Origin of the sequence: Actinomadura rugatobispora (assembly GCF_042656285.1) — a bacterium.
GTDB classification, from domain to species: domain Bacteria; phylum Actinomycetota; class Actinomycetes; order Streptosporangiales; family Streptosporangiaceae; genus Spirillospora; species Spirillospora rugatobispora.
The window spans coordinates 1-22928 of the sequence record NZ_JBHSON010000021.1; the positions used below are offsets into that span (position 1 = coordinate 1).

Genomic DNA, 22928 nt, shown 5'->3' on the forward strand with positions numbered 1-22928 from the left:
GCGCGAACGGCGTGAAAATCTCACCCGCGAAGTCCTCAAGACGGCCACGAACCTCAGCCAGCTCAGCCGGAGTCACACCAAGATCATCCCATATGATACCGAACTAACAAAGTCCTACTAGGGAGCGGCTTGGCCTTCCGCGTCCTCACGGAGGACCTGCTCGCGGAGGATGTCCGCGTGGCCGCAGTGCTGGGCCAGCTCACGCAGCATGTGGAGGTAGACCCAGCGCAGTGGAAGCGGGCCCCGGCGGTTGCCCCGCACGAGGTCGTCCAGCGCCAGCTCCGCCGTGGCCCGGCGGGACGCCGCGCACGCCTTCCGGTAGGCCCGCTGGACGGAGGCGATCGTGTCACCGTCGTCGAGATCGTAGGACTCGTCGGGCGAGTCCGGAATGCCGATCTCGGCCCGCGACCGGCACGCGACCGCCTCGTCGAACCAGACCTTCTCCACGAACGCGGCGTGCTTGACCAGCCCCAGCAGCGTGGTCTTGGACGCGACCAGCGACCGGCGCGCCTGCTCCTCGGTCAGCCCGTCCAGGCTGTCGTGCAGCGCGGACCGGTGCTCATCGAGGAACGTCTCGAACTGATCGCGGAACGGCGCGTGGAAGACCGCGGGTTCCATCGACGGCATGTCGACCATGACCGCAACGATAGAGCCGCGGTGAGTTCACCCTGGCGCCCCTGCCACCCTTAACCCTCAGTATTCGACATATCACTCAGCGGGCTCGATGCCCGACACTCGGTGGTCGTACCGAGACTGGAGGGTGTCGTGGTCATGGGAGCGACGGGGGCGGCGCGCACGGCCGAGGCCGCGGCTGCGCCGGGCGGGTGGTCGGCGGCGGGCGAACTGCCGAAGGCCACGTGGCTGGCCACGAACACGGCGGTGCTGCTCGGCGGCGGCGAGGTCCTGCTGGCCGGCGGCGAGGACGCGCGGCGCAACGCGTTCGGCGAGGCGACGGTGTACGACCCGGCCGCCAACACCTGGACGCCCACCGCGAGCCTCACCACGACCCGCAGGCTGCACACGCTCACCCTCCTCGCGGACGGCCGGGTCCTGGCCGCCGGCGGGGTCGGCGGGGCGTTCTCCCTGCCGCCGGGCGAACTCGCCTCGGCCGAGATCTACGATCCGGCGACGGGAACGTGGACGCCGACCGGAAGCATGCGCCAGGCCCGCTACTTCCACTCCGCGACCCCGCTGCCCGACGGGAAGGTACTGGTCGCGGGCGGCACCTCGATCCGCAGCGCGGAGTCGTACCGGACGCTCGACTCGGCCGAGCTGTTCGACCCGGACACCGGCACCTGGTCCGAGACCGGCCCGATGACCGACGTCCGCACCGGGCACCCCGCCGTCCCGCTGGGCGACGGCCGGGTGCTGGTCGCCGGGGGCACGGTGATCGTCACCCGCGACGACGGCGCCGGCATCGCCCACTGCGAGACCTACGATCCCGCGGCCGGAACGTGGACGCCGACCGGGAACCTGGTCACGCCGCGGATCGACGCGCGGGCCGTGCCGCTGCCGGACGGCACGGTGCTGCTGACCGGCGGCGGGCAGGGCATCTTCCAGAACTGGGCCTACAGCCCGTACAGCCTGTCCTCGACCGAACGCTACGACCCGGCGACCGGCCGGTGGAGCGCGGCCGAGGACATGCCGTGGGCCCTGAGCTTCCACTGCGCCGTGCCGCTGCCGTCCGGGAACGTGCTGGTGGTGGGGGGCACCGACTCCGGCTGCGTGGACGTCGGCTACCGGGAGGCGTTCGTCTACGACCCGGCCGCGCGGACCTGGAGCGTCACCGAGGGGCTGAGCACGGGCCGCTGGGACTTCGCGGCCGTGGGCCTCGGCGACGGGCGCGTGCTGGCCGCGGGAGGCATCACTTTCGGCCCGCTCGCCACGGCCAGCGGCGCGGCCCTCCAGTTGACCGCCACAGCCGAGGTCTTCACCCCCTGACCCTCGACCGCTACGCGGTCGGCCTGTAGGTGTGGACGACGACGCCGGAGGTGAAGGTGGTGGTGTCGGCCAGTTCGATCCCGATGACGCTGTCGGGGCGGAAGAGGGGCTCGCCCCGGCCCTTGAGGACGGGGTAGATCCAGACCCGGTATTCGTCCAGCAGGCCGTGGGCGGCGAGGCCGTCGGTCAGCCGGCCGTTGCCCCAGATGAGGATGTCCTGGCCGTCCTGCTCCTTGATCTTGGCGACCTGGTCGGCCAGTTCGCCGCCGGGGATGACGACCGTGGGGTTCCAGGCGGTGGTGTCGACCGGCTGGGAGGCCACGACGTACTTGGTCATGGCGTTGACGTGGTCGGCGTAGGGGTTGCCGCCCATGTTCGGCCAGGCCTGGGCCATGCCCTCGTAGGTGACGCGGCCGAGCAGCAGCGCGTCGCAGCCGGTGGTCATGGCGAAGGCGTAGCCCATGGCGTCCTCGCTGTTGTACTGCAGCGACCACTCGTGCGGATTGTCGATGAAGCCGTCGAGCGTGGCATAGGTCGAGGCGATGATCTTGCGCATGATGACTCCCTGGGTTGTGGTCAGGCCGCGCGGACGTGGCGCCAGGCGGCGCTGTCCACGAAGTGGTTGTCGAAGCGTTCCTGCGTGCGCTGGATCTCCTGCGGGTCGGCCTGGCCGCGGCGGACCCGGTCGAGCAGGCGGAAGTAGTCGAACCGCTCGACGCCAGGGGTGAGCACGATCAGCACGTCGGCGGCCGAATCCGGTGCCGCCGCGAAGGCGTGGGTGGTGTGCGGTGGCACGACCAGGAGGTCTCCCTCCCTCGCGGTGACCACCTCGTCGTCGATGAGCACCTGCAGACGCCCGTCGAGGATGAAGAACATCTCGGCCGAGTCCCGGTGGTAGTGCGGGGTCGCCCCGTCCTTGCCCCGGCCCAGGGTGCTGCGGTGACTGGTCAGGAAGCCGCCGGTGGCCGGGAGGTCGGCCAGCAGCCTCAGGGTGCCCGGCGCCGGACCGAGGACCTCGGCCTCGTCGCGGCGTACCAGGACCGGCCGGGCTCCGGCCGTGTGGTGCGGATGCTGTGGCTCGCTCATGGCAAGGATGATTCCACGTCTGATAGTACGATGTCAAACTATTCTGGATCGAATAGTGTCGCCATCGAAGTACAGTGGGTCCATGGACTCCGCAAGCGCAGACTCCCCGGACGCGGTCGACGGCGTCATCGAGGCCTGGCACCGCGAACGCCCCGACCTCGACCTGACCGCGATCGCCGCCGCCGGCCGCCTCGGCCGCCTCTCCCTCCTCCTGGGCCCGGCCCAGGAGAAGGTGTTCACCACCTTCGGCCTCCAGCGCGGCGAGTTCGACGTGCTCGCGGCGCTGCGACGCTCGGGCGAGCCCTACATCCAGAGCCCTTCCCAGCTGTCGCAACTGCTGATGCTCTCCCGGGCCGGGATGACCAACCGGCTGGACCGGCTGGAAAAGGCGGAGTTCGTCGAACGCACACTGGACCCCGGCGATCGGCGCAGCTTCCAGATCCGCCTGACCGAACGCGGATACGCCACCGTGGACACCGCGATGACGGAGCACACCGCCAACGTCACTCGCCTGCTGTCAGCCCTGGACGACCAGGAACTGGGCACCCTGGACGACCTGCTCCGCAAACTCCTGCGCGGCCTGAGCGGCTGAAAAGGTCCGGCCCCGCGCGATGGACGATCCGCGGCCCGCGGGTCACGGTCAGCCTTCCCGGCGGGCCGGTGCGCCACGGCTCCTTCGGTGAGCGAACACGGCGTAGCCGAGCATCAGGGCGCCACCGGCCAGGGTGCCGGCGGCTACCGGGGCCAGGAAGCCGAAACGCAACCCGATGGAGGCGTGGACGTCCACGCCAGGCCGTCCGTCCAGGCGCATCGCGACCGCGGACCAGGCTCCCTGCGTCTTGTCCCATGCCAACCGGCGGGTGCCCGTCCCGGACGATCGCGCCACCCAGAAGGTCTGGGCGTCCGGCGGCGAGGCGGCCGTCCCGGGCACGCGGCGGAACGACGGCCGCAGCGGGGCCAGCCGGGCCGAGACGAACTCGTCGTAGGAAGTTCCACGCAGGTACGCCTCGACCTGGGCCTTGGGGCCGATGCCGACGAAGATCGGCGTCCCGGGGTCGGCGGCGCGCACCACGATCGTCACCTTGGCGGCCTCGCCGATGTCGGGGTCGGGATCGTCGGCGTGCGCCGTGTCCGCGCCCACCTGGATCTCGTCGGTCTTCAGGGCGGCGGCGGAAGTGGCGAACCGCTGTCCCGGGGTGGCGAAGGAACCGTCCGACCCGGCCTGCGCGGCGGCGGCCACGGCGAAGCCGCACCCGCTCAGCAGCAGCGGTACCCCGACCAGCGTGCTCAGGACGCGGAGCGTGCGAGAGGACATGCGAATCCTTCCGGAGATTGTCATAGCACGACTGTGCTACAAACCGGATGCTAGCACGACTGTGCTATAAAGAGTCCATGCCGAAAGTGGTGGACCCGGCCGCACGCCGGGAGGAAGTGGCCGCGGCCGTCTGGCGGGTGGTCCGGCGCGACGGGCTGGACCGCGCCTCGGTACGGAACGTGGCCGCCGAGGCCGGGCTCTCGATGGGATCGCTGCGGCACTACTTCGGCACCCAGTCCGAGCTGCTGAACTTCACGCTCCACCTGATCATCGAGCGGATCGAGGCACGGATCGCCCGGATCGGCCCGGAGGCCGGCCCCCGCGAGCGGGCCGAGCGGATCCTGGGTGAGGTGCTCCCCCTGGACGAGGAACGGGCCGCGGAGAACCAGGTGTGGCTCGCGTTCAACGCACGCGCCCTCGTCGACCCAGAGCTGCGCGCGCTGTGCGAGAAGGCCCACGACGTCCTGCACGCGGGCTGCCGCGAACTGGCGCGGGCGCTGGCTCCCGGCAGCGACGTGGAACTGGAGACCGACCGCCTCCACGCGCTCGTCGACGGCTTGGCCGTCCACGCCGCCATGCGCCCCGAACGCGCCACGCCCACCCGCATGCGCGCCGCCCTCACCCGCCACCTGGACGCCCTCGGCGACACCCGCTAGTCCGGCGGCCCTTCGGCCCGGTTGGCCGACTCCGGCCCGCTCAGCGTCGTTCCGGTGGTCGATCAAGCGAGGTCGTGCTGACGGGATGGTCCGCTGTGACGCAGAGCCGGGAACCGGGCGGTGAAACGACGTCGGACGCGGTCGGCTCGCTCGGTTGCCTGCCGTTCGGGGTGGCGCCGCTGACGCTGCTGGGCGGTGTGATCGCCCTGGCGGTCGGCGAGGGCGGCTTCTTCGGCGGATCCGACTGGGACACCGCGACCAAGAACTCGGCCGCGCTGCCGGCCATCGCCGCCGCGCTGGTCCTCGGCGGCGCCGGCCGGTCGCCGCCCCTCCAAAGCCGCGTGGAGGGTCGCGGTCGCGGCCGCCGTGCTCCTCGGCCACATCGCGGTGTTCCGGGCCACCGGCGGTGACATCGCCACGAGCATCATGGCCATCCTGGTGATGCTGTTCGGCGGCGGGCCACTGCTGCACCGGGACGTGCGCGCCCACAACGGGGTGTTCGCCCGGTCCCGCCGTCCAGAGGTCCCGGTGCCCGCGTCGGTGGAACACGCGGGCACGGTGTTGGGCTGGCTGTCGTGGGGGCTGGCCGCCATGCTGCTGTTCCTCGCGGTGACCGGCGACGACCTGCTCGGCGGACTGCGATCGTGGGGCGGCTGGATCGCGCTGTGGGGCGCGGTGGCCGCCGCCCACTTCGTCACCGCCGACCAGGTCAAGCGCGGCAAATCCTGGTCGCGCCGGCTCGCCACCGTGCTGGCGGGCGTCTACGGGCTGATCGGCCTCGCACTGCTGGTGTTCGCGCAGGCGATTCCCAGCGCCCTGCTCCTGATGCTGGCCACCCCCGTCGTCCTGCTGCACAGCAGCGAGGCACGGGCCTACCACCGTTCCGTCCCGCCCCGCCGCGGAGCCTGAACCGGTCACGGACGGCGATCGCCAGGGGTGTGCTCGCCGTGGTGTCATTGATCATGGCGAACGAGATCATTCCGGCTCCTTTCCGGCGGCGGGCCGCCGCGGAGTCGATCGACATGGTGCTGCTCGTGGCGGTGTCCGCGCCGCTCTGGGGTCCCCCACTGCGGAACGCGATCCGCAGCTTCCGGCAAGACCAGGCCGACGTGGAGGAGACGCCCCCGCAGGCTCCGCCGAGCCGCGAAAGGGTGCTGAAATGGTTCTTCATGCCGCGGAACCCCTTGCCCCAGAGCACCCCCGAATGGTGGTCGCTCCTGCTCGAACTCGGGTATGAGGTCGTCCCGTCCGTGCTGGGGGGCCGAACCCCGGGGCAGCGCGTGATGGGGCTGCGAACGGTGACCGCACGCGACGGCACCCCGCCCGGACTGAGCACGCTCGCCAGGAGGCTCGGACTGCGCGTGTTGCAACGCTCCCAACCCGAATCACTGGTGGTCGCGACCACGATCGTGGATTTCGGAGCCTGGGCCGTCCGCTCACGGCGGCCGTGGCGCCACCGCCTGATCGGGACCGTCGTCGTGGACGACCGCAAGTTGCCCTGACCAGGCGAGGGGAGCGACTCGGGCGGCGCAGCCTATCAGCCGTCCGCCGCCGTTTCACCCCGTGCCGCGCCCAGGCCCAGCGGACGGGGTGGTCGGCGTCGAGCCGGTCCCGGAAGGTCTCCCGGTTGCCGTTCCACGGCTCGCGGCCGGTCACCGCCCGGTTCAACGACTCGCGAACGACCCGGAACATGACGGTCCGGCGGGGAAGATCGAGCCAGACGTAGGTGTCCGCCCGCGCGATCAGAAGGTCACCGAGCGCGGAGTGGTACTGGTCCTCGGTGACCCAACACCCGTTCCCTACCCGAAACCCTAGGCCGGGAGGTAAGTGTCAGGCGGCGGTGGTCAATTCCCTCAGCTCACGGGCCGCCGGATGCGAGCGCGCCTGCTCGGGGAGCGCCTGCAGGACCATGTTGGCCAGCGAGAGGCGTGCGGTCGTGGCGATGTGCGTGTCCTCCAACGCGGTGAGCGCCCGTTTGAGGCCGGCGTCGATCTCACGTGTCCGGACGAGATGCGCGGCCTGCATCAGCGCGAGGTTCGCGAGGGGCCCCTGCGCCTCGGCTGGATACAGCGACATCGCCCGCGACAATGTCGCGTCCGCCTGCTTGTGACCCGTACGGGTGTGGACGAAGGACTCCACCCAGCGCAGTTGGCTCTCTCTGAACGACAGGGCCGAGAGCTCGTCCGACTGCGGCATCCGCTCGAAAGTCCGATGCAGATCGGCGATCGAAGCACGCGCCTGGGAAGCGTCACCGCGGTCGGCCGCCATGTAGGCGTGGGCTGAGTGAGCACGTGCCAGCCCTCCCGATCGCAGTCCTCGCGACGGCGGGTCGCCCGCCAGCGCCACCGCCTCGTTCACCAGGTCGGTGACGACACGAGCGGGTCGCCTTGCCCAGGCCGCTTCCTCCGCGGCCCGGCCTCGTACCCACACTCGCAAGTCGTGGTCGCCCGACGCGTCAGCGGCTCGCTTGGCCGTGTTCCATGTGACGCGTGCGGCACGCTGGTCGCCCATGTCGCCCACGTCGATGGCCAGGAGGCCCGAGAGGTTGGAGCTGACTCGGAGCAGACCGGCACGTTCCGGGGTCGTGTGCTTGCGTTTGAGCAGTTCCCCGACCGCGATGATGTCGGCGGTCAGGTCTCCGACCAGGGCGCCGGCAGGGCGGGTGACGATCCGCTGGCCGTGCTCGTGGACGACGCGCTCCCACTCAGGGAGGTCCAGCGGGCCGTCGAGCGCGTCCTCGATGCCCGCCAGGACTTGTTCCAGAACGCCCGGGGGGACGGCCGTCCCCGCGCCGATCGCTCCGATGAGCTGCAATGCTGCGCGACGCTTCACTTCGTCGCTCCCATGCTCGGGAACAGGGCTCTCGTTTACGGTACCCACCGGCAGGGTGTACGCCTCTTCCTCTGGGAAGAGGTCTTCTTCGTCCAAGTCGAGCGCGGTCGCGTAGGCGGTGGACCAGTCGCGGGGGAAGTGCTCCCCCTTCTCGTACCCGAGGATCTGCCGGCCGAGGTTCTTGACCCGCGTCGGGTCGTGATGGTCGATGCCCACGGCGGTGAGCAGGCGGCGGGCCATGGCCCACCGTCCCCAGCCGCGCGCCTCGCGTTCGGTCTCCAGGCGCACGGCCCACTCTGGGCGTTCCTCGTGACTCGTCATGGCGGACACCCTTCGGCCATGAAGGGGACCAGGGGAGGGTCCCCTACTGGTCGCCATAATCCTCTGTCCTCGCACCCCGCGCGGCCGATTCACTGACAGTGACCGGATGAGCACCGAGATTTCTTCCTCGCGGTGCCAGGCATGAGGCGGGCTCGGACGCGGTGAGTTCAGCACCGGCCGAGCCCTTGACCGGAAAGGAGGTCCGGCCCATGGGAGAGCGTACGGCCGAGACGGATCCGCTCGCTGCGTTGGGTGCGCATTTGGGTGCGCACGGTTTCGCGGTGGAGTTGACGGTGCGAGGGCTGGTGGTGCGGAACGCGGGGGCGGATTACACGGTCACGTGTAATCCGCGTGCGGAGGATGGGGGGCGGTTGTGGTTCTTCGGTTCGGGGGGTGAGCCGATCGCGGAGTCGGATCACATCACGGACGCGCGGATCTTCGTGATGGTGCGGCTGGCCGGGGGTGGTGAGCGGTGACGGTCGCGGGTGACGTGCGGGTGGAGTTCGAGGTCGGGCGAATCGTGGTCCTGCTGGAGCGGCGGTTCCCGGGGGCGCGGGTGTGGTGGGGCGCGCGGACGGGGTCGTGGTGGGCCGTTGCGGCGGATCGGCACGGGCGGGACAGTCTGGTGGAGGCGGCCAGTCCTGCTGAGATGGCACGGCGGCTGGAGATCGTGCGCGGGCCCCAGGTGATCCAGATGCGGTTCAGGACCGACAGGGCCAGCGCGGAAGGACGGGGCCGACCTGTTCCTCCCAGGGCGCCACGGCGGCGGGGATTGATTCGGCGGTTGCTGGGGTTTTGACGCGGGACGGCCCGGGGCCACCGGCGCGGGTGGTCTCGGACCGTCCCGTTCTCATCAGAGAATCTTGCGCAGGGCTTCGGCGAATTCGTTGGGCTGTCCCAGGAAGCCGCCGTGCTCGCCGGGGAACTCGGCCGGCTCCGTGCCGAGGAGGTCGGCGATGGCCAGGGAGGTCCGGTAGGTGACCAGGCCCTTGGAGTCCGCGCCGACGCCGACGACGACGCGGGACGACGCGGCCTTCAGGGCGGCCACGTCCGGGACGTAGTGGGTGGTGCCGCGCAGCTCGTGGCTGAAGAAGCGCGCGTTGTCGGCCAGGTCCTGCTCGGTGGGCTCGCCTGGAGGGCCGGAGGCTTCTTCGGGCACGTCGAATCCGGCGGCGATCATGAACTTCACCCAGGCGGCGCCCGCGCCGTCGCGGTGGAAGGTCTCGACGATGTCCTCGGTGGCCGCGTGCCGTTCGGCGGCGTCCGGGAGGAGGTCGAGCAGCGGCGGCTCGTGCGCCACGAGCGTGCGGACGCGGCCGGGGTGGCTTGCGACGAGCGCCAGGCCGGTGACCGCGCCGCCGCTGCTGCCGAACACGTCCGCGGACTCGGCGCCGAGGGCGTCCAGGAGGGCGACGAGGTCGGCGGCCCGCAGGTCGGGTGTGGAGTCCTGCTCCGGGTCGTCCAGGCGGCTGCCCGAGATGCCGCGCGGGTCGTGCGTGACGACGGTGAAGTCGCCCGCCAGCGCGTCGGCGAGGGGCCCGAACATCGCGGCGCCCATCGGCGAGCCCGTCAGCAGAAGGAGCGGCCCCGAGCCGCGGACCTCGTAGTACAGGCGCACGCCCGGCGCCTCAAGGGTGTGAGTGGTGGTCATACGGACAAGACCCTGGGCGTCACCGGAAATCATCGCCGCACGGTGAAGTACTCAGCGAGGTTGAGTAGTTCGGCGGTGGGGACGGGCGGGGCTTGGAGGGAGGGTTCGGTTATGAACCTTCGCGGTGTGGTCTCGCATCTGGGTGTGACGGTCCTGGTGTTCGCGGTGAGCATGCTCAACTGGCTGGTCTGGCTTGGGTGGGACCAGAAGCGGGACGTCCAGCCCGACGGGATCGAGACCGGGCCCTACCAGGCGTGGCAGGTGGTCGGGCTGGCGGTCGTCCTGCTCGGGACGGGCGCCGTCGCGGTGTGGGGGCGGCGGGTGGTCGCCGCCCTGGCCGGGAGCGTGCTCGGGACGGCCCTGGCCGCCGGGCTGGACTGGTCGCGCGACGACGGCAGCGGCCTGTGGGTCATCGGCGTGACGCTCCTGGCGCTGGGGGTGCTCGGGGCGGGCGGCTCCACGATGGGCCTGGCCAGCGCGCTGGTCCCGGATCGCCTGAAGGCGTCCTCTAGCCGTTCTTGAGGCTGACCGCCCTCTCGTATCGGCTGACCGCGTCCGGGATCTCCTCCAGGTCCTCGTTCAGCCGGCCCGGGTCGCGCCCGCTCAGCAGCGCCTCGATGATGTCGCGCGGCACGACGACGCTCATCAGGTCGCCCGGGGTGTTGGAGCGGATCAGCGGCACTCCCGTGTACGGGTTGTCGCCCCTGGAGTGCCGGTAGGCCCAGCGGCACGGCCAGGTGCGCACGGCGGTCTCGCCGATGTAGCGGACGGCCCCGTCGGCGAAGTCGTCGGGGAGGTCGGGGCCGGCGAGGAGCAGGGCTTTGAGGGCGGAGAGCGAGGCGGGGGTGAAGTCGAAGGGGAAGTCGGCGGGCAGGTGGCGGGCACGCCAGCGGTCGAGTTCGGCGTCCATGTCGGCGAGCCACGCGTCCAGGAAGGCGCAGGACTCGTCGTCCATGTAGCGGCGGTCGTCCTGCATGTAGTAGTCGAGCGTGCCGGGCTCGGCCGTCGGGGGGTTGCCGGGCGGGCCGAAGATGCCGTGCTCGTCGAGCGGCAGGCCCAGCCCGTCGCGGAGGGCCCTGGCCTGCTCGGGCGTGATCAGCAGGTAGTAACCGACCGAGCCCTGCCCCTCCTCCATGATCTGGAAATAGCCGCGCGGGTCGGAGCCGCCCGGGGCGAGGTCGTGCAGGTTCTCCCAGACCGTCATCAGGTCGAGGTAGCGGGCCGACTGGTGCTCCAGGCTCCACCAGATGGAGTGGCCGTCGCGGCGGAAGTGGAGGAGGTCGTCCTCGTCCTCGTCGTCCTCGTCCTCGAAGAGCTCGATGTCGTCGATGATCATCGAGCCGCCCGCGCAGGCCACCGCCTCCTCGATGAGCCAGGTGTAGCCGTCCAGCAGCGTGTTCACCTTGTCGGGCACGTGGATCGTGAGCCCGAACTCCCGCAGGGCCTCGAAAAGGTCGGGGAGTTCGGCCTCCTCGTCGAGGTCACCCCACTCGGCCACCTTCGCCAGCCCTGCTTCGGCGCGTTCGGAGGTGAGCGCGCGGAGCCGTACGAGTTCGCTTGCCAGGGCGCGGTAGGTATGAGGCATGGCACGCACTGTGCCACAGACCTCCGACACCGCGGCCGGAATCCTGGAGGAGCGCGGACAAGTCAAGGACATTACGCCTTTTCATTTGTCCCTTTATTGTGGGCGGCAGGGGATCCAAAGATGGTGAAGTACGCGTCTGATATTCCATGCACGCAACTTCTCCGAAGGAACGCCCACGCATATGTCCATGACCAGACTGGCCGGCGCCGTCGCCCTCGCGGGCGTGGTTCTCACGTCCACCGGATGCGGCGGGATCCAGGAACGGCTCTTCCCGTGCAACGCCCTCTTCGACGAACTGGACTCCGTGAGCCGGAAGATGCGGTCCTCCGGTCAGGTTGTCGCCCTGTCCTCCGCCGACGCCCCGTTCTTCCGGGACGCCGCGTCCAGGATCCGCAGCCTGGGCACGAGGATCGACAAGGGCGGCCCGGCCGAGGCCAGCAAGATCGCGGCCGAGCTGGACGCGGCCGCCGCCTCACTGAGCAGACTGCCGCCCGGCACCACGTCGACCGCGTACAACGACGGCATGACGGCGGGCGGCGGCTACATCAACAACGAGACGCTCAAGGCCGCCTGCGGCCACGCGCCCGCATCCGGCCCCTGACGCACGCGGCCCGGGGGTGTTCTCCCGAGGTGACCCCAGGACCAAAGTAGCTATGCGTAGCGACCGACACTCTTCGTGCTCGCCATGACTGACCCGTTCTGCGAGACCCCGCAGCGAGCACCGGACGGCCGCGTTCCGAGCGGGCGAAGGCCCGGCACGGCATGGCAGGCCCTGCCGCCGGTCGCGCCAGCCGTCAGGCCGTCATCTTCACCGTCCACGAGCTCAAGCGCCCCGCCCCCAACGCCGCCGACCTCATGACCCTCGCCGCCGGCCTACAAGGTGCCGGGATCCACCTGGAGCCGCTGACCGGGCCGCTGACGGGAATCTACGACCCTGCCGGGCTCGGCGCTGCTCTTCGCCGTCCTGGCCGTCGCCGCCCAACTGGACCGCGACTTCTGCACTCAGGCTCTCCGAAGGCCGATGCGCCGGGCGGCCACGTGGCTGTGAGGGGCTTTGCCCGCCGCGGCCCTGCTGGCGAGATTCAGCGCGGTCCGGGTTCGGAGGCGGCGCGGCAGCGCTGGATGATGCCGGCCATGGTGGCGCGGAACTGCTCGCTGTCGGCCGGGTTAAGGGGTGCGGTGAGGTGGGCGAGTTCGGCGCTGACCTCGGCGTGGAACGCGGTCGCGGCCTGGCGGCCGGTGCGGGTGAGGACTGCCTGCAGGGCGCGGCGGTCACCGGGCACGGGGGCGCGCTGGGCCAGTCCGCGGCGCTCGGCGCGGTCCATCAGGCCGGTCAGGGCGGCCTTCTCGACCCCGAAGCAGCGGGCGAGGTCGGCCATGCCACGAGGGCCGTCCAGCAGCACGCACAGCAGCTTGGCCTGGGCTGGGGTCAGGTCGTGGCGCGCGGACACGGCGGCGTAGATGCCCTGGACCAGGCTGGTCAGCTGCACCAGCCCGGTCGCCACGTCCATGTCCGCCGGGTCCGCGCCGATGCGCGGCGCGCCGGCGGCGCAGCCGAGCCCCGCGGCATGCCCCTCCGTGACCGTTTGCCCCGTGTTGTCCACAGGAATACAGTACACGGGAAATATGGTTAATGCCGCGTACAGTACGCTGGCTTAACCAGACCAAATGTGCAGGTCACGACGTCCACCAGGAGGTTCGCTGTGTCGTTCACCGAAGAGGAAACCGCCTATCTGCGGTCCCAGCGGCTGGCCCGGATCGCCACCGCGGCCCCGGACGGGCAGCCCGACGTGGCGCCGGTGGGATTCGAGTTCGACGGGACGCACGTGTACGTGGGCGGCATGGACCCGGCCAGGACCCGCAAGTTTCGCAACGTGCAGGCCGGCAACCCCAAGGTCGCCATCGTGATCGACGACCTGGTCTCCACCGATCCGTGGACGCCGCGGTACCTGCGCATCTACGGCGAGGCCGAGCTGGTCGAACGCCAGGGCCAGTTCGGCAACGCCCCGTACATGAAGATCACCCCGACGCTGTCGTGGAGCTTCAACCTGGAGGGCCTGCCCTTCACCCACGACCGGCAGGTCGTGGTGCAGCGCACCGTCCACCAGCCCGGCGCCGGGCAGTAACGGCCCGTCTCGCAGGCTGTGGCCGTGGTGGTCCCGCCACCGCGGTGGGCCTGCAGGTGATGCTCGAGGACCTGGCCTGGTGGGCGGCCGCCCTGGACAAGGCCCGCGCCGACGGCGAGCTGATCCCCGGCCGGTTCCGCTTCCGCGCCGCGCTCACCGCTGGGGCCTGATTCCCAGCGCCGCCCGCCGGCCGCGGGCGGCGCCCACCACCACGGCGGCCCCCGCGGCCACCAACCCCCTGTGCCTGTTTGGAGAGGTCAGATGAGCTTCGACACTCCCGCCGGAACCCGCGGCGCGCGCCGGCCGTCCGGGCGGATGATGCGCTGGGTCAACACCCTGCTGGCCCGGCGGATCCGCAAGACCGGCAAGGCCATGGGCTTCAACGCCCTGGTCCTGACGACCATCGGCGCCAAGAGCGGTGCCGAGCGCACCACCCCGGTCGGCTGGTTCCCCGGCCCGGACGGAACCTGGCTGATCGTCGCCTCCGCCGCCGGCGCCGCCGGGAACCCCGCCTGGTACCACAACCTCGCCGCCCACCCCGACCAGGCCCGGATCGAGGTCGACGGCCGCACGATCCCGGTGGTCGCCGACCAGCTGCACGGCGCCGAACGCGCGCAGGCGTGGGAGCAGATCGCCGCCGCCTCCGCCCAGTTCGCCTCCTACCAGGACAAGACCGACCGGATCCTGCCGATCATCCGCCTGTCACCCCGCCCCGCCCCCTGACACCGGGCCCGGGGCCCACTGCGCACGCCAAGGAGCCGGCACATGAGCCACACCCGAACATCCGCCGCGCGCACCACCGCCCGCCGCCCGCTCCAGCCCGCCCGCGTCCTGGCGGCCACCGCCGCGGCGCTGGTCATCGACCTGCTGCTGCTGTGGATCGGGACCGCCGCGGGCGCGTCCCTGGACATCGAGGCGCCCTACGACCTCAACGCCGCCATGGTCGCGCTGGGGACCGTGGTCCCGATGCTGGCCGGCGCCGCGATCGTGTGGCTGCTCGCCCGCTGGTTCCCGGCCTTCCCGCGCTGGGCCGCCTGGGCCGGGCCGGCCGTCGCCCTCGTCTCCGCGGCGATGCCGTTCGCGGTCTCGGCCGACGCCGCCACCGCCCTCGCCCTGGCCGCCATGCACCTGGTCGTCGGGATCGCCTGGCCGGCCGCCCTGCTGCCCGGCGCCCAGCCCGGCCGAGAGCACCGCCACGTCCTGAACCCGGGATCAAGTCGCGGGGCCCCACGGCGTCAAGCCGCCAACCCGAGGTCGAGATGCTCCGGGTCGGGAAAACCCTTGAATGCCAGGGATGCACTACCGCGCTGCGGTACACCCGACTCGTGACGAGCACGAACCGCAACCGTGACTGATCACAAAACTACTTTGGCCCTGGGGGCACGTTCGGGAGAACACCGTCGGCCCCGCGGTCAGTCGCCGTTCATGAAGCGGAGGTTGTCGTCCATCTTGTGGAGGGACTCCACGTAGCCGCGCCACCAGTCGCGGGTGTCGTACAGGGTGGCGCGGCCGTCGTCGGGGAGGTCGGCCAGCAGGGCGGCGTCGAGGGAGTCCAGCAGTTCCTCGGCCTCGCGGCGGACGTCGGCGACCAGGTCGCCCGCCTGGCGCAGCAGGTCGCGCTGCGCCTCGCCGGTCGCCGCCCTGATGGTCGCGGAGAGGAAGGCCGGCTCCATGGTGAGCGCCTGACCGGAGATCTCCAGCTCGGTCAGCCCCTTCCCGTACGCCCAGCCCGCGTTGACCAGCAGGTTCGGGCTCGGCGCGCGGCCGATCGCGGTGTCGTGCCAGCGGACGGCCTCCGACAGCCGCTCCAGATGCTTCTCCAGCGCCGCGATCAGATCGCCGATCATCTGGTCGTCGGGTGCGCTCTCGCTCTCGGACACGGTGCCCCTTCGCCGAATCTGCGTACCGCCCAGCCGTCGATCTTGTTGAGACGGGATGGCGGCAGTAGAAATCGCGGGCGGCGGCGGCCGGGAACCGGCATGAACGACCCGTGCCCAACGGATGTGTCAGATTCGCAGCAAGGACGACCACGGGTTATGCCGGGACGTGACCGGGACCTGTCAAAGGGTGCTGTCAAGGGAGCAGGCCCGCGCGGCGCGCGTCGTTCACCGCCTCCATGCGGGTGTGGCTGTTCAGCTTGCGCATCGCCGACTTCAGGTAGCTCTTCACCGTCGCGGGGAGGAGCCCGAGCTGGCGCGCGACCTGCGCGTTCGTGCAGCCGATCGCCACGTACGACAGGACGTCCAGCTCGCGCGGCGACAGCGACGGCCCCGGCGGGCGCTCCGTCTCGGGCGCGCTGGACGGGTCGGCGCCGGCGGCGGCCAGGCGGGTGGACGCCTCCAGCAGGCGGGCGCGGACACCGGGATCGGTGATCTGGTCGGCGAGGCCGCGCAGCTCGGCGTGCACGGCCCGGACCTCCTCCCAGCGCGCCGCCGCCGGACCGGCCTCGGACGGGGCCGCCGCCCGCGCCAGCGCCTGGTCGGCCTCGTCCTGTACCGCGAGGTCCTGCTCCAGGTCGCGGGCCGCCTGGACGGTCATCGCCAGCACCCGGTCGGCGATCGACAGCGGTTCGCGCAGCGCCCCGTACAGCACCCCGCGGATCTGGCGGCGCACCACGATCGGCACCGCCACGATCGACAGCAGCCCCTCGGCGCCCACCGGGCCGTCGTAGTCGTGGCTGATCGTCGACGCGCGCGGGTAGTCGCTCACCCACACGGGACGGCCCAGCGCCATCGCCTTGCCGCCCAGCCCGTAGTTCCGGCGGACCACCAGCCCGTCGAGGGAGCCCGTGGTGCCGCCGACCAGCTCGCTGATCCGCATCCGGTCGCGGCCGCTGAGCGCGCCGCCGAACACCATCGGGAGGCCGGTCGCGCGCTGCAGCGACAGGACGGCCGTGCGCACCGCCGCGGAGTCGTCACCCATGCTCAGAGCATGCCCGGACGGCGCCGCGGAGTGAAGGGGGAACGGTGATCCGGATCACGCGGCGGTCAGGCGTGCCGGGTGCGGGCCGCCTCGTCCAGGCCCAGGATCCCGACCGCCTCCTCCCGCATCTGGACCTTCCGGACCTTCCCGGTGACGGTCATCGGGAACTCGTCCACCGGATGGACGTACCGGGGGATCTTGTAGTGCGCCAGCCGCCCCGAGCAGAACTCGCGCAGCGCCTCGGCGGTCAGCGGCCCGGCGCCGGGGCGCAGCCGCACCCAGGCCATCAACTCCTCGCCGTACTTCTCGTCCGGCACCCCGATGACCTGCGCGTCCACGATGTCCGGATGGGTGTAGAGAAACTCCTCGACCTCGCGCGGGTACACGTTCTCGCCGCCCCGGATGACCATGTCCTTGATCCGGCCGGTGATGTTGACATAGCCCTCGGCGTCCATGACGGCCAGGTCGCCGGTGTGCATCCAGCGGGCCGCGTCGATCGCCTCGGCGGTCCTGTCCGGCTCCTCCCAGTAGCCGAGCATCACCGAGTAGCCCCGGGTGCACAGCTCCCCGGGCGTCCCGCGCGGCACGGTCGCGCGCGTCACCGGGTCGACGATCTTGACCTCCAGATGCGGGTGGACGGTCCCGACCGTCGACACCCGGCGGTCCAGGGAGTCGTCCGCGCGGGTCTGGGTCGACACCGGGGAGGTCTCGGTCATGCCGTAGCAGATCGCCACCTCGGCCATGCCCATCCGCTCGATGACCTGCTTCATCACCTCCACCGGGCACGGCGACCCGGCCATGATCCCGGTGCGCAGCGAGGACAGGTCGTGGTCGGCGAACGAGTCGTCGTTCAGCTCGGCGATGAACATCGTCGGTACCCCGTACAGCGAGGTGCAGCGCTCCGCCGCGACCGCCGCCAGCGTCGCCGCCGGGTCGAACGCCGGCGCCGGGATCACCACGCACGCGCCATGGCTGGTGGCCGCCAGGTTGCCCATCACCATGCCGAAGCAGTGGTAGAACGGCACCGGCACGCAGATCCGGTCCTCCGCGTCGTAGCCGCACAGCTCGCCGACGAAGAAGCCGTTGTTGAGGATGTTGTGGTGGGACAGCGTCGCGCCCTTGGGGAACCCGGTCGTCCCGCTGGTGTACTGGATGTTGATCGGGTCGTCGGCGCTGAGCCCCGCGCCCGCCTCGGCCAGCCGCGCCGGGTCCCCGACCCAGCCCGCGTCGTGCAGCGCCTGCCACGACTCCCGGCCGATCAGCACGACGTCCCGCAGCGCCTCGCAGCGCGGCCGGACCTCCTCGATCATCGCCGCGTAGTCGGAGGTCTTGAACGAGGGCGCGGCCACCAGCGTCCGCACCCCCGACTGGTTCAGCACGAACTCCAGCTCGTGCACCCGGTAGGCGGGGTTGATGTTGACCAGGATCGCCCCGATCCGGGCGGTCGCGTACTGGACGAACACCCACTCGGCGCAGTTGGGCGCCCAGATCCCGACCCGGTCGCCCTTGGCCACGCCCAGCTCCAGCAGCCCCAGCGCGACCGAGTCGACCTCGGCGGCGAGCTGCTCGTACGTCCAGCGCCGCCCGGTGGCGTACTCGACCAGCGCGTCCCGGTCACCGAACGCGGCGGCGGTGCGGGCGAAGTTCGCGCCGATGGTGTCGCCCAGCAGCGGCCTGCCCGACGTGCCCGACGCATAGGCCAATTCCGTCGACGAGCCGCCTGTGGGGGGACGACCCCCCACACCCCCCGGAAAGGCAGCCGCGCCGCCCTCGCTTCGCTCGGTCATCGCAGGTCCTCCTCCCGGAACTCGCCTTCCGGGCGGGTGGTGGGGTCGGGATGCTTGTCCACCTCGCTCGCGCGCAGCTCCACCCGCCGGATCTTGCCGGAGATCGTCTTGGGCAGGGTGCCGAACTCCAGCAGCCGGATCCGCTTGAACGCCGACAGCTGCGCCCGGCTGTGCTCGAAGATCGCCGCCGCGGTCTCGGCCGTGGGCTCCCAGCCGGCGGCCAGGGTGACGTACGCCTTGGGCACCGCGAGCCGCACCGGGTCCGGCGACGGGACGACCGCGGCCTCGGCCACGGCCTCGTGCTCGATCAGCACGCTCTCCAGCTCGAACGGGGAGATCTTGTAGTCGGACGCCTTGAAGACGTCGTCGGCGCGGCCCACGTAGGTGATGTAGCCGTCGGCGTCCAGCGAGCCGATGTCGCCGGTGTGGTAGCGGCCCCCGGCCATCGCCTCGGCGGTGCGCTCCTCGTCGCCGTGGTAGCCGGTCATCAGCCCGAGCGGGCGGTGGTCGTCGTTGAGGTCGACGCAGATCTCGCCCTCCTCGGCGGGCTCCCCGGACACCGGGTCCACCAGCGTGATCCGGTAGCCGGGCACGGGACGTCCCATCGAGCCGGGCTTGACCCGCTGGCCCGGCGAGTTGGCGATCTGCACGGTCGTCTCGGTCTGCCCGAAGCCGTCCCGGATCGTCACGCCCCACGCGTCGCGGACCCGTTCGATGACCTCCGGGTTCAGCGGCTCCCCGGCCGCGACGACCTCGCGGGGCGGGGTGGCCAGCCGGGTCAGGTCGGCCTGGATCAGCATCCGCCACACGGTGGGCGGGGCGCAGAAGCTGGTGACGCCGCAGCGTTCCAGCTCGTTCAGCAGGCGGTCGGCGTCGAAGCGGGTGTAGTTGAAGATGAAGACGCACGCCTCGGCGTTCCAGGGGGCGAAGACGTTGCTCCAGGCGTGCTTGGCCCAGCCGGCCGACGAGATGTTGAGGTGGACGTCCCCCGGGCGCAGCCCGATCCAGTACATCGTCGACAGGTGGCCCACGGGGTAGCTCGCGTGCGTGTGCTCCACCAGTTTGGGACGGGCCGTGGTGCCCGAGGTGAAGTACAGCAGGAGCGTGTCGCTGGAGAAGGTGATCCCGTACGGGGTGAAGGCGGTGTCGGCGTCGTACGCCTCGTCGTAGCGCAGCCACCCCTCGACCTCCGGGCCGACCGCGATGCGCGTGTAGTCGCCGGGGATGTCGGCGAACTTGTGGGCGGCGTCGGATCCGGCCACGACGTGGCGGGCCCGTCCCCTGGTCAGCCGGTCGCGCAGGTCCGCGGTCCCGAGGAGCGGGGTGGTCGGGATCAGGACGGCGCCCAGCTTCATGGCGGCCAGGATCGTCTCCCACAGCTCGACCTGGTTGCCGAGCATGAGGATGACGCGGTCGCCGCGGCGCACCCCGGCGGCGCGCAGCCGGTTGGCGACCTGGCTGGAGCGCCGGGAGACGTCGGCGAAGGTGTAGCGGGCCTCCGACCCGTCCTCCTCCACGATCCACAGCGCGGGCCGGTCGTTGTCCTCGGCGATCTTGTCGAACCAGTCGAGCGCCCAGTTGAACCCGGTCAGCACCGGCCAGCGGAACTTCTCGTACGCCGTCGCGTAGTCGTCGCGATGGGCGAGCAAGAAGTCGCGGGCCGCACGAAACTCCACTGCCGCCATGTGACTCCTCCTCGTAGCCGGACAGCCACCCCGTCAGAAGGATCGTTGGTCAAGCTCCGACCCGGCACCACCCCCGAAGGGGGGTAGTCGCGGGGTGCCTGCGAGCCCGCCTCGCTCCTGATGCGCTCTTCCTTACCCCTGGGCGCCGTTTTATGAGTCCGGCGCGGGGGGCGAGACGAAGGTGGAGCGGAGGAGGCGGGCCATGTGGTCGCCGACCTGTGCGGGGGTCCAGCCGCGTTCGACGAGGAGGGTCTCGCTGACGCCGTTGGAGATGAGGGCGAGGAGCATGTCGGCGGCGGTGTCGACCGTCCAGCCGGGGGCGAGCACCCCCTCGTCGTGGAGGCGGCGGACGAGGGCGCGGTTGGTCTCGTACCGCCAGTACATCGCGGTCTCCCAGTGCCGGGCGGCGTCGGGGTCGGTGGGGGCGACGCGCTCGACGGCGCGGGCGACGGCGAGGATGCGGGGCATGTACGCGGCGTGCCGCCGCGCGAACTCCTCCAGCGCGGTGACGGCGTCGGGCGCGTCGCCGACCGGGGCGAACCGGCCCTGGATGTCCTCGGCCTCGTTGACGTGGTCGAACAGCGCGCTGATCAGGTCGGCGCGGGACGCGAAGTGCAGGTAGACGGCGCGGCGGGTGACCCCGGCGCGCTCGGCGACGGCGGCCATGGTGGCGGCGGTGACGCCCTCGGTCTCGACGATCTCCCGGGCGGCGGCCAGCAGCGCGGCGCGGGAGCGGCGGCCGCGCGCGTTCCGGGGCTCCTCGATCGGCTTGACCATGCCGGACATGCTTCCAGACTGCCCCTGCCCGTTGAAGCAAGTGCACATGCTGTGTAGTTTTTAAGTGCACATGGTGTGTAGTTGATGAGGGGGCTCGGCATGGACGACGGGCGGCGGCCGCGCAATCGCTGGTGGCTGGTGGCGGGGACGGCGCTGGTCGTCTTCATGGCGACGCTCGACACCAGCGTCGTCGCGGTCGCGCTTCCGGCCATGGAACGCGACTTCGGCGTGCGCACCGCCGCGACCGAATGGGTCGTCCTGGGCTACCTGCTGCCCCTGGTCGCCCTCACCCTCCCGGCCGGGCGGTGGCTGGACGGGGCGGGCGCGCGCTCGGCGCTCGTCCTCGCCGTCGCCGGATTCACCGCGAGCAGCCTGGCGGCCGGGGCGGCGCCCGCCCTCGCCGTGCTGGTCGCGGCGCGGATCGCGCAGGGCGCGTGCGCCGGGGTGCTCTTCGCCCTCATCCCGATGATCTCGACCCGGGCGGTCCGGCCGGAGTACGCCGGACGGGCATCGGCGCTGGTCATGACGCTCGGACCGCTGGGCGCGGTCAGCGGACCGGCGGCGGGCGGGCTGATCGCCGGCACCTGGGGCTGGCCGTGGATCTTCTACCTGAACGCCCCGATCGGCCTGCTGGTCATCGCGATCGCGCTGGTCCAGATGCCGCCGGACGCGACGCCGCCGCGCCGTCCGGACCGCTCGTTCGCGGGCGAGACCGCGCTGCTGGGCGCCGCGACCGGCGCGCTGCTGCTCGGCCTGTCGCTCGGCGCGAGCCACGGGCCGGGGTGGCTCGGCCTGGCCGGGCTGGCGGTGCCGCCCGCGCTGGCGTGGTGGCGGAGCGCCGCGAGCGCGCCGTTCCGGGACCTGACGCGCGCCCCGGGCCTGCCGGGACCGGTGGCGCTGGTGCTGCTGAACGCGCTCGCGATCTCCATGGTGGAGTTCCTCGCGCCGTTCTACCTCCAGCGGGTGCTGGGCCTGCCGGCGGCGGCGGCCGGGGCGGCGATCCTGGCGTTCCCCGCCGGGATGGTGCTCGCGGGCCCGGTCGGCGGCCTGCTCGGGGACCGCTGGGGCGCCGCCCGGACGACGCTGCTCGGCCTGGTCGTCACCACGCTGGGCACGCTGCTGCTCGTCCCGCTGGACGGCGGCTGGCGCCCGGCCGACCTGAGCTGGCGGCTGGCCGTGGCCGGGATCGGCACCGGGCTGTTCGCCGGGCCCAACTTCGCGATGATCATGTCGCGGGCGCCGGGCGCGCTGGCGGGGACGGCGGGCGCGGCGCAGAGCCTGGCCCGCCAGCTCGGCTTCGCGGTCGGGCCCGCGCTGGCCACCGCCTCGTGGGCGCTGTCGGGGTACGCGCTGCCGGGCATGCGCTGGGGCATGGCCGTCGCCGCATGCGCCGGAACGGCCGGGATCATCGTGCTCTGGCGGACGCGGCTCGACTCCAGCGACGCTCAGCTCTGGGGGATGTAGGGCGGCGCGACGCCCCAGCCCCAGCGCGGCACCGGGGCCTGCATGGGCGGCGTCGCGCCCGGCTGGGAGTTGGCCAGGGCGATCCGCGTGCCCCACTCGATGTAGCCGGAGAACGCGGCACGGAACTCGGGGTCGCCGGGCAGGCCGACCTCGTCGGCGGCGTCCATCAGCAGGCTCACCCAGCGGCGGCGCTGCGGCTCGCCGATGCCCTTGCCGAGATGCTGGACGACCATGTGGTGGTAGCCGCCGCGCTCGCCGCTGTAGCGGGCGGGGCCGCCGAAGACCTCGGCCAGCCACATCGCCACGTACTCGGGGTGGCCCGGGTCCATGCCCGCGAAGAGCGGGCCGATGAGGTCGTCCTTGAGCACCCGCGCGTAGAACACGTCGGTGAGCCGCGCGAACGCCTCGGCTCCGCCCGCCCACTCGTACAGGCTCGGTACGGAGGCGCCGGTGCCGCGCACGGCGGTGCGCTCGTAGTGGCGCATCTCCTCGATCCGCTGCACGTACGGGCGGATCTCGGCGAAGAAGGACTGGAAGTGCTCCCCGCCCCGGAAGCCCTGCAGATGGTCGTCCGCCGAGGTCCAGGCGATCCGCAGGACGTACCACTCGGGTTCGTCCACGCAGCGGGAGAGTTCGTAGTCGACGCACTGCGGGGCGGCCGACAGCGGCTCGGCGGCGCGCGCGTACGCGGCCTCGAAGTCCGCGGCGTCGGCCTGGTCGATGCGGTAGCGGATGTACTCGACGATCATCGCGATCCCCATCTCGCTCGGCTCGGGTGAT

Annotated in this window: 28 protein-coding genes; 14 read left to right on the forward strand and 14 right to left on the reverse strand. The window is 71.8% G+C overall.

Features of this window, described 5'->3' with window-relative positions; all coding sequences use genetic code 11:
- Window positions 1-117 precede the first annotated feature (117 nt).
- The gene (locus tag ACFPZN_RS16745) at window positions 118-636 is read right to left on the reverse strand and encodes a DinB family protein (protein WP_378282895.1); all 519 of its coding nucleotides are present in this window, start codon (window positions 634-636) and stop codon (window positions 118-120) included.
- 135 nt (window positions 637-771) lie between these two features.
- On the opposite strand from ACFPZN_RS16745, the gene ACFPZN_RS16750 reads away from it, so the two are divergent.
- Entirely contained in the window at window positions 772-1941 is a 1170-nt protein-coding gene (locus ACFPZN_RS16750) for a Kelch repeat-containing protein (protein ID WP_378282896.1), read from the forward strand.
- Between the two features lie 10 nt (window positions 1942-1951).
- Here the strand turns inward: ACFPZN_RS16750 and ACFPZN_RS16755 are convergent, their stop codons facing one another.
- On the reverse strand, window positions 1952-2497 hold the full coding sequence (locus ACFPZN_RS16755; RefSeq protein ID WP_378282897.1) for a dihydrofolate reductase family protein: 546 nt from the start codon (window positions 2495-2497) through the stop codon (window positions 1952-1954).
- A gap of 20 nt (window positions 2498-2517) precedes the next feature.
- Window positions 2518-3027, reverse strand: a complete 510-nt coding sequence (locus tag ACFPZN_RS16760; protein WP_378282898.1) for a cupin domain-containing protein — start codon at window positions 3025-3027, stop codon at window positions 2518-2520.
- A gap of 82 nt (window positions 3028-3109) precedes the next feature.
- Here ACFPZN_RS16760 and ACFPZN_RS16765 point away from each other — a divergent pair, with 82 nt between their 5' ends.
- Window positions 3110-3619 carry a MarR family winged helix-turn-helix transcriptional regulator gene (locus ACFPZN_RS16765; protein WP_378282899.1) on the forward strand — a complete coding sequence of 170 codons (510 nt, stop codon included), beginning with the start codon at window positions 3110-3112 and terminating at the stop codon, window positions 3617-3619.
- Between the two features lie 48 nt (window positions 3620-3667).
- On the opposite strand, the gene ACFPZN_RS16770 is transcribed toward ACFPZN_RS16765, so the two are convergent.
- Window positions 3668-4342: a hypothetical protein gene (locus tag ACFPZN_RS16770; RefSeq protein WP_378282900.1), complete on the reverse strand. Its 675-nt coding sequence runs from the start codon at window positions 4340-4342 to the stop codon at window positions 3668-3670.
- A 77-nt stretch (window positions 4343-4419) separates the two neighbouring features.
- Here ACFPZN_RS16770 and ACFPZN_RS16775 point away from each other — a divergent pair, with 77 nt between their 5' ends.
- The 4 genes from ACFPZN_RS16775 to ACFPZN_RS16790 all read left to right on the forward strand — a co-directional run bounded on the left by ACFPZN_RS16775 (window position 4420) and on the right by ACFPZN_RS16790 (window position 6500).
- The gene (locus tag ACFPZN_RS16775) at window positions 4420-4998 is read left to right on the forward strand and encodes a TetR/AcrR family transcriptional regulator (RefSeq protein ID WP_378282901.1); all 579 of its coding nucleotides are present in this window, start codon (window positions 4420-4422) and stop codon (window positions 4996-4998) included.
- 95 nt (window positions 4999-5093) lie between these two features.
- The gene (locus ACFPZN_RS16780) at window positions 5094-5408 is read left to right on the forward strand and encodes a hypothetical protein (RefSeq protein WP_378282902.1); all 315 of its coding nucleotides are present in this window, start codon (window positions 5094-5096) and stop codon (window positions 5406-5408) included.
- Window positions 5365-5907, forward strand: a complete 543-nt coding sequence (locus ACFPZN_RS16785) for a hypothetical protein (RefSeq protein WP_378282903.1) — start codon at window positions 5365-5367, stop codon at window positions 5905-5907. The genes ACFPZN_RS16780 and ACFPZN_RS16785 overlap by 44 nt, the downstream gene beginning before the upstream one ends.
- Before the next feature lie 53 nt (window positions 5908-5960).
- The gene (locus ACFPZN_RS16790) at window positions 5961-6500 is read left to right on the forward strand and encodes an RDD family protein (RefSeq protein WP_378282904.1); all 540 of its coding nucleotides are present in this window, start codon (window positions 5961-5963) and stop codon (window positions 6498-6500) included.
- 328 nt (window positions 6501-6828) lie between these two features.
- On the opposite strand, the gene ACFPZN_RS16795 is transcribed toward ACFPZN_RS16790, so the two are convergent.
- Window positions 6829-8118: an XRE family transcriptional regulator gene (locus tag ACFPZN_RS16795; protein ID WP_378282905.1), complete on the reverse strand. Its 1290-nt coding sequence runs from the start codon at window positions 8116-8118 to the stop codon at window positions 6829-6831.
- Between the two features lie 242 nt (window positions 8119-8360).
- On the opposite strand from ACFPZN_RS16795, the gene ACFPZN_RS16800 reads away from it, so the two are divergent.
- On the forward strand, window positions 8361-8627 hold the full coding sequence (locus ACFPZN_RS16800; protein ID WP_378282906.1) for a hypothetical protein: 267 nt from the start codon (window positions 8361-8363) through the stop codon (window positions 8625-8627).
- Window positions 8628-9004: 377 nt separating this feature from the next.
- On the opposite strand, the gene ACFPZN_RS16805 is transcribed toward ACFPZN_RS16800, so the two are convergent.
- Window positions 9005-9802, reverse strand: coding sequence for an alpha/beta fold hydrolase (locus ACFPZN_RS16805; RefSeq protein ID WP_378282907.1), 798 nt, complete (start codon window positions 9800-9802; stop codon window positions 9005-9007).
- Window positions 9803-9913: 111 nt separating this feature from the next.
- Between ACFPZN_RS16805 and ACFPZN_RS16810 the strand changes: the two genes are divergently transcribed.
- Window positions 9914-10324, forward strand: a complete 411-nt coding sequence (locus ACFPZN_RS16810) for a hypothetical protein (RefSeq protein ID WP_378282908.1) — start codon at window positions 9914-9916, stop codon at window positions 10322-10324.
- Here the strand turns inward: ACFPZN_RS16810 and ACFPZN_RS16815 are convergent.
- Window positions 10311-11387: a hypothetical protein gene (locus ACFPZN_RS16815; RefSeq protein ID WP_378282909.1), complete on the reverse strand. Its 1077-nt coding sequence runs from the start codon at window positions 11385-11387 to the stop codon at window positions 10311-10313. The two genes, ACFPZN_RS16810 and ACFPZN_RS16815, sit on opposite strands and share 14 nt — an antisense overlap.
- A 181-nt stretch (window positions 11388-11568) precedes the next feature.
- Between ACFPZN_RS16815 and ACFPZN_RS16820 the strand changes: the two genes are divergently transcribed.
- Window positions 11569-11988: a hypothetical protein gene (locus ACFPZN_RS16820; protein ID WP_378282910.1), complete on the forward strand. Its 420-nt coding sequence runs from the start codon at window positions 11569-11571 to the stop codon at window positions 11986-11988.
- A 481-nt stretch (window positions 11989-12469) separates the two neighbouring features.
- On the opposite strand, the gene ACFPZN_RS16825 is transcribed toward ACFPZN_RS16820, so the two are convergent.
- Window positions 12470-12991 (reverse strand): MarR family winged helix-turn-helix transcriptional regulator, encoded by a 522-nt coding sequence (locus tag ACFPZN_RS16825; protein WP_378282911.1) that lies wholly within the window; start codon window positions 12989-12991, stop codon window positions 12470-12472.
- 99 nt (window positions 12992-13090) lie between these two features.
- Between ACFPZN_RS16825 and ACFPZN_RS16830 the strand changes: the two genes are divergently transcribed.
- The 4 genes from ACFPZN_RS16830 (at window position 13091) to ACFPZN_RS16845 (ending at window position 14842) form a co-directional block, all read left to right on the forward strand.
- Window positions 13091-13513 carry a PPOX class F420-dependent oxidoreductase gene (locus ACFPZN_RS16830; protein ID WP_378282912.1) on the forward strand — a complete coding sequence of 141 codons (423 nt, stop codon included), beginning with the start codon at window positions 13091-13093 and terminating at the stop codon, window positions 13511-13513.
- Window positions 13514-13557: 44 nt separating this feature from the next.
- Complete coding sequence (locus ACFPZN_RS16835) at window positions 13558-13683, forward strand: hypothetical protein (RefSeq protein WP_378282913.1); 126 nt, start codon at window positions 13558-13560, stop codon at window positions 13681-13683.
- A gap of 91 nt (window positions 13684-13774) precedes the next feature.
- Window positions 13775-14236, forward strand: coding sequence for a nitroreductase/quinone reductase family protein (locus ACFPZN_RS16840; RefSeq protein WP_378282914.1), 462 nt, complete (start codon window positions 13775-13777; stop codon window positions 14234-14236).
- Window positions 14237-14278: 42 nt separating this feature from the next.
- Window positions 14279-14842, forward strand: a complete 564-nt coding sequence (locus ACFPZN_RS16845) for a DUF6069 family protein (RefSeq protein ID WP_378282915.1) — start codon at window positions 14279-14281, stop codon at window positions 14840-14842.
- Between the two features lie 83 nt (window positions 14843-14925).
- Here ACFPZN_RS16845 and ACFPZN_RS16850 read toward each other — a convergent pair whose 3' ends face one another.
- The 5 genes from ACFPZN_RS16850 to ACFPZN_RS16870 all read right to left on the reverse strand — a co-directional run bounded on the left by ACFPZN_RS16850 (window position 14926) and on the right by ACFPZN_RS16870 (window position 20693).
- Entirely contained in the window at window positions 14926-15393 is a 468-nt protein-coding gene (locus tag ACFPZN_RS16850; RefSeq protein WP_378282916.1) for a hypothetical protein, read from the reverse strand.
- A gap of 193 nt (window positions 15394-15586) precedes the next feature.
- Window positions 15587-16435 carry a LuxR C-terminal-related transcriptional regulator gene (locus tag ACFPZN_RS16855; RefSeq protein ID WP_378282917.1) on the reverse strand — a complete coding sequence of 283 codons (849 nt, stop codon included), beginning with the start codon at window positions 16433-16435 and terminating at the stop codon, window positions 15587-15589.
- 65 nt (window positions 16436-16500) lie between these two features.
- Window positions 16501-18222, reverse strand: a complete 1722-nt coding sequence (locus ACFPZN_RS16860; protein WP_378282918.1) for an AMP-binding protein — start codon at window positions 18220-18222, stop codon at window positions 16501-16503.
- Entirely contained in the window at window positions 18219-19907 is a 1689-nt protein-coding gene (locus tag ACFPZN_RS16865) for an AMP-binding protein (RefSeq protein WP_378282919.1), read from the reverse strand. Before ACFPZN_RS16865 ends, ACFPZN_RS16860 begins: the two co-directional genes overlap by 4 nt.
- Window positions 19908-20057: 150 nt before the next feature.
- Entirely contained in the window at window positions 20058-20693 is a 636-nt protein-coding gene (locus tag ACFPZN_RS16870) for a TetR/AcrR family transcriptional regulator (RefSeq protein ID WP_378282920.1), read from the reverse strand.
- 75 nt (window positions 20694-20768) lie between these two features.
- On the opposite strand from ACFPZN_RS16870, the gene ACFPZN_RS16875 reads away from it, so the two are divergent.
- Window positions 20769-22148, forward strand: coding sequence for an MFS transporter (locus ACFPZN_RS16875; protein WP_378282921.1), 1380 nt, complete (start codon window positions 20769-20771; stop codon window positions 22146-22148).
- Here the strand turns inward: ACFPZN_RS16875 and ACFPZN_RS16880 are convergent.
- Window positions 22130-22897, reverse strand: a complete 768-nt coding sequence (locus tag ACFPZN_RS16880; protein ID WP_378282922.1) for a group II truncated hemoglobin — start codon at window positions 22895-22897, stop codon at window positions 22130-22132. The two genes, ACFPZN_RS16875 and ACFPZN_RS16880, sit on opposite strands and share 19 nt — an antisense overlap.
- Window positions 22898-22928 lie beyond the last annotated feature (31 nt).

Bases quoted from the DNA above. Each gene is read 5' to 3' on its own strand.
- ACFPZN_RS16745 (WP_378282895.1), bottom strand. From the start codon at position 636: ATGGTCGACATGCCGTCGATGGAACCCGCGGTCTTCCACGCGCCGTTC.
- ACFPZN_RS16750 (WP_378282896.1), top strand. From the start codon at position 772: ATGGGAGCGACGGGGGCGGCGCGCACGGCCGAGGCCGCGGCTGCGCCG.
- ACFPZN_RS16755 (WP_378282897.1), bottom strand. From the start codon at position 2,497: ATGCGCAAGATCATCGCCTCGACCTATGCCACGCTCGACGGCTTCATC.
- ACFPZN_RS16760 (WP_378282898.1), bottom strand. From the start codon at position 3,027: ATGAGCGAGCCACAGCATCCGCACCACACGGCCGGAGCCCGGCCGGTC.
- ACFPZN_RS16765 (WP_378282899.1), top strand. From the start codon at position 3,110: ATGGACTCCGCAAGCGCAGACTCCCCGGACGCGGTCGACGGCGTCATC.
- ACFPZN_RS16770 (WP_378282900.1), bottom strand. From the start codon at position 4,342: ATGTCCTCTCGCACGCTCCGCGTCCTGAGCACGCTGGTCGGGGTACCG.
- ACFPZN_RS16775 (WP_378282901.1), top strand. From the start codon at position 4,420: ATGCCGAAAGTGGTGGACCCGGCCGCACGCCGGGAGGAAGTGGCCGCG.
- ACFPZN_RS16790 (WP_378282904.1), top strand. From the start codon at position 5,961: ATGGCGAACGAGATCATTCCGGCTCCTTTCCGGCGGCGGGCCGCCGCG.
- ACFPZN_RS16800 (WP_378282906.1), top strand. From the start codon at position 8,361: ATGGGAGAGCGTACGGCCGAGACGGATCCGCTCGCTGCGTTGGGTGCG.
- ACFPZN_RS16805 (WP_378282907.1), bottom strand. From the start codon at position 9,802: ATGACCACCACTCACACCCTTGAGGCGCCGGGCGTGCGCCTGTACTAC.
- ACFPZN_RS16810 (WP_378282908.1), top strand. From the start codon at position 9,914: ATGAACCTTCGCGGTGTGGTCTCGCATCTGGGTGTGACGGTCCTGGTG.
- ACFPZN_RS16815 (WP_378282909.1), bottom strand. From the start codon at position 11,387: ATGCCTCATACCTACCGCGCCCTGGCAAGCGAACTCGTACGGCTCCGC.
- ACFPZN_RS16820 (WP_378282910.1), top strand. From the start codon at position 11,569: ATGTCCATGACCAGACTGGCCGGCGCCGTCGCCCTCGCGGGCGTGGTT.
- ACFPZN_RS16840 (WP_378282914.1), top strand. From the start codon at position 13,775: ATGAGCTTCGACACTCCCGCCGGAACCCGCGGCGCGCGCCGGCCGTCC.
- ACFPZN_RS16845 (WP_378282915.1), top strand. From the start codon at position 14,279: ATGAGCCACACCCGAACATCCGCCGCGCGCACCACCGCCCGCCGCCCG.
- ACFPZN_RS16855 (WP_378282917.1), bottom strand. From the start codon at position 16,435: ATGGGTGACGACTCCGCGGCGGTGCGCACGGCCGTCCTGTCGCTGCAG.
- ACFPZN_RS16860 (WP_378282918.1), bottom strand. From the start codon at position 18,222: ATGACCGAGCGAAGCGAGGGCGGCGCGGCTGCCTTTCCGGGGGGTGTG.
- ACFPZN_RS16865 (WP_378282919.1), bottom strand. From the start codon at position 19,907: ATGGCGGCAGTGGAGTTTCGTGCGGCCCGCGACTTCTTGCTCGCCCAT.
- ACFPZN_RS16870 (WP_378282920.1), bottom strand. From the start codon at position 20,693: ATGTCCGGCATGGTCAAGCCGATCGAGGAGCCCCGGAACGCGCGCGGC.
- ACFPZN_RS16875 (WP_378282921.1), top strand. From the start codon at position 20,769: ATGAGGGGGCTCGGCATGGACGACGGGCGGCGGCCGCGCAATCGCTGG.
- ACFPZN_RS16880 (WP_378282922.1), bottom strand. From the start codon at position 22,897: ATGATCGTCGAGTACATCCGCTACCGCATCGACCAGGCCGACGCCGCG.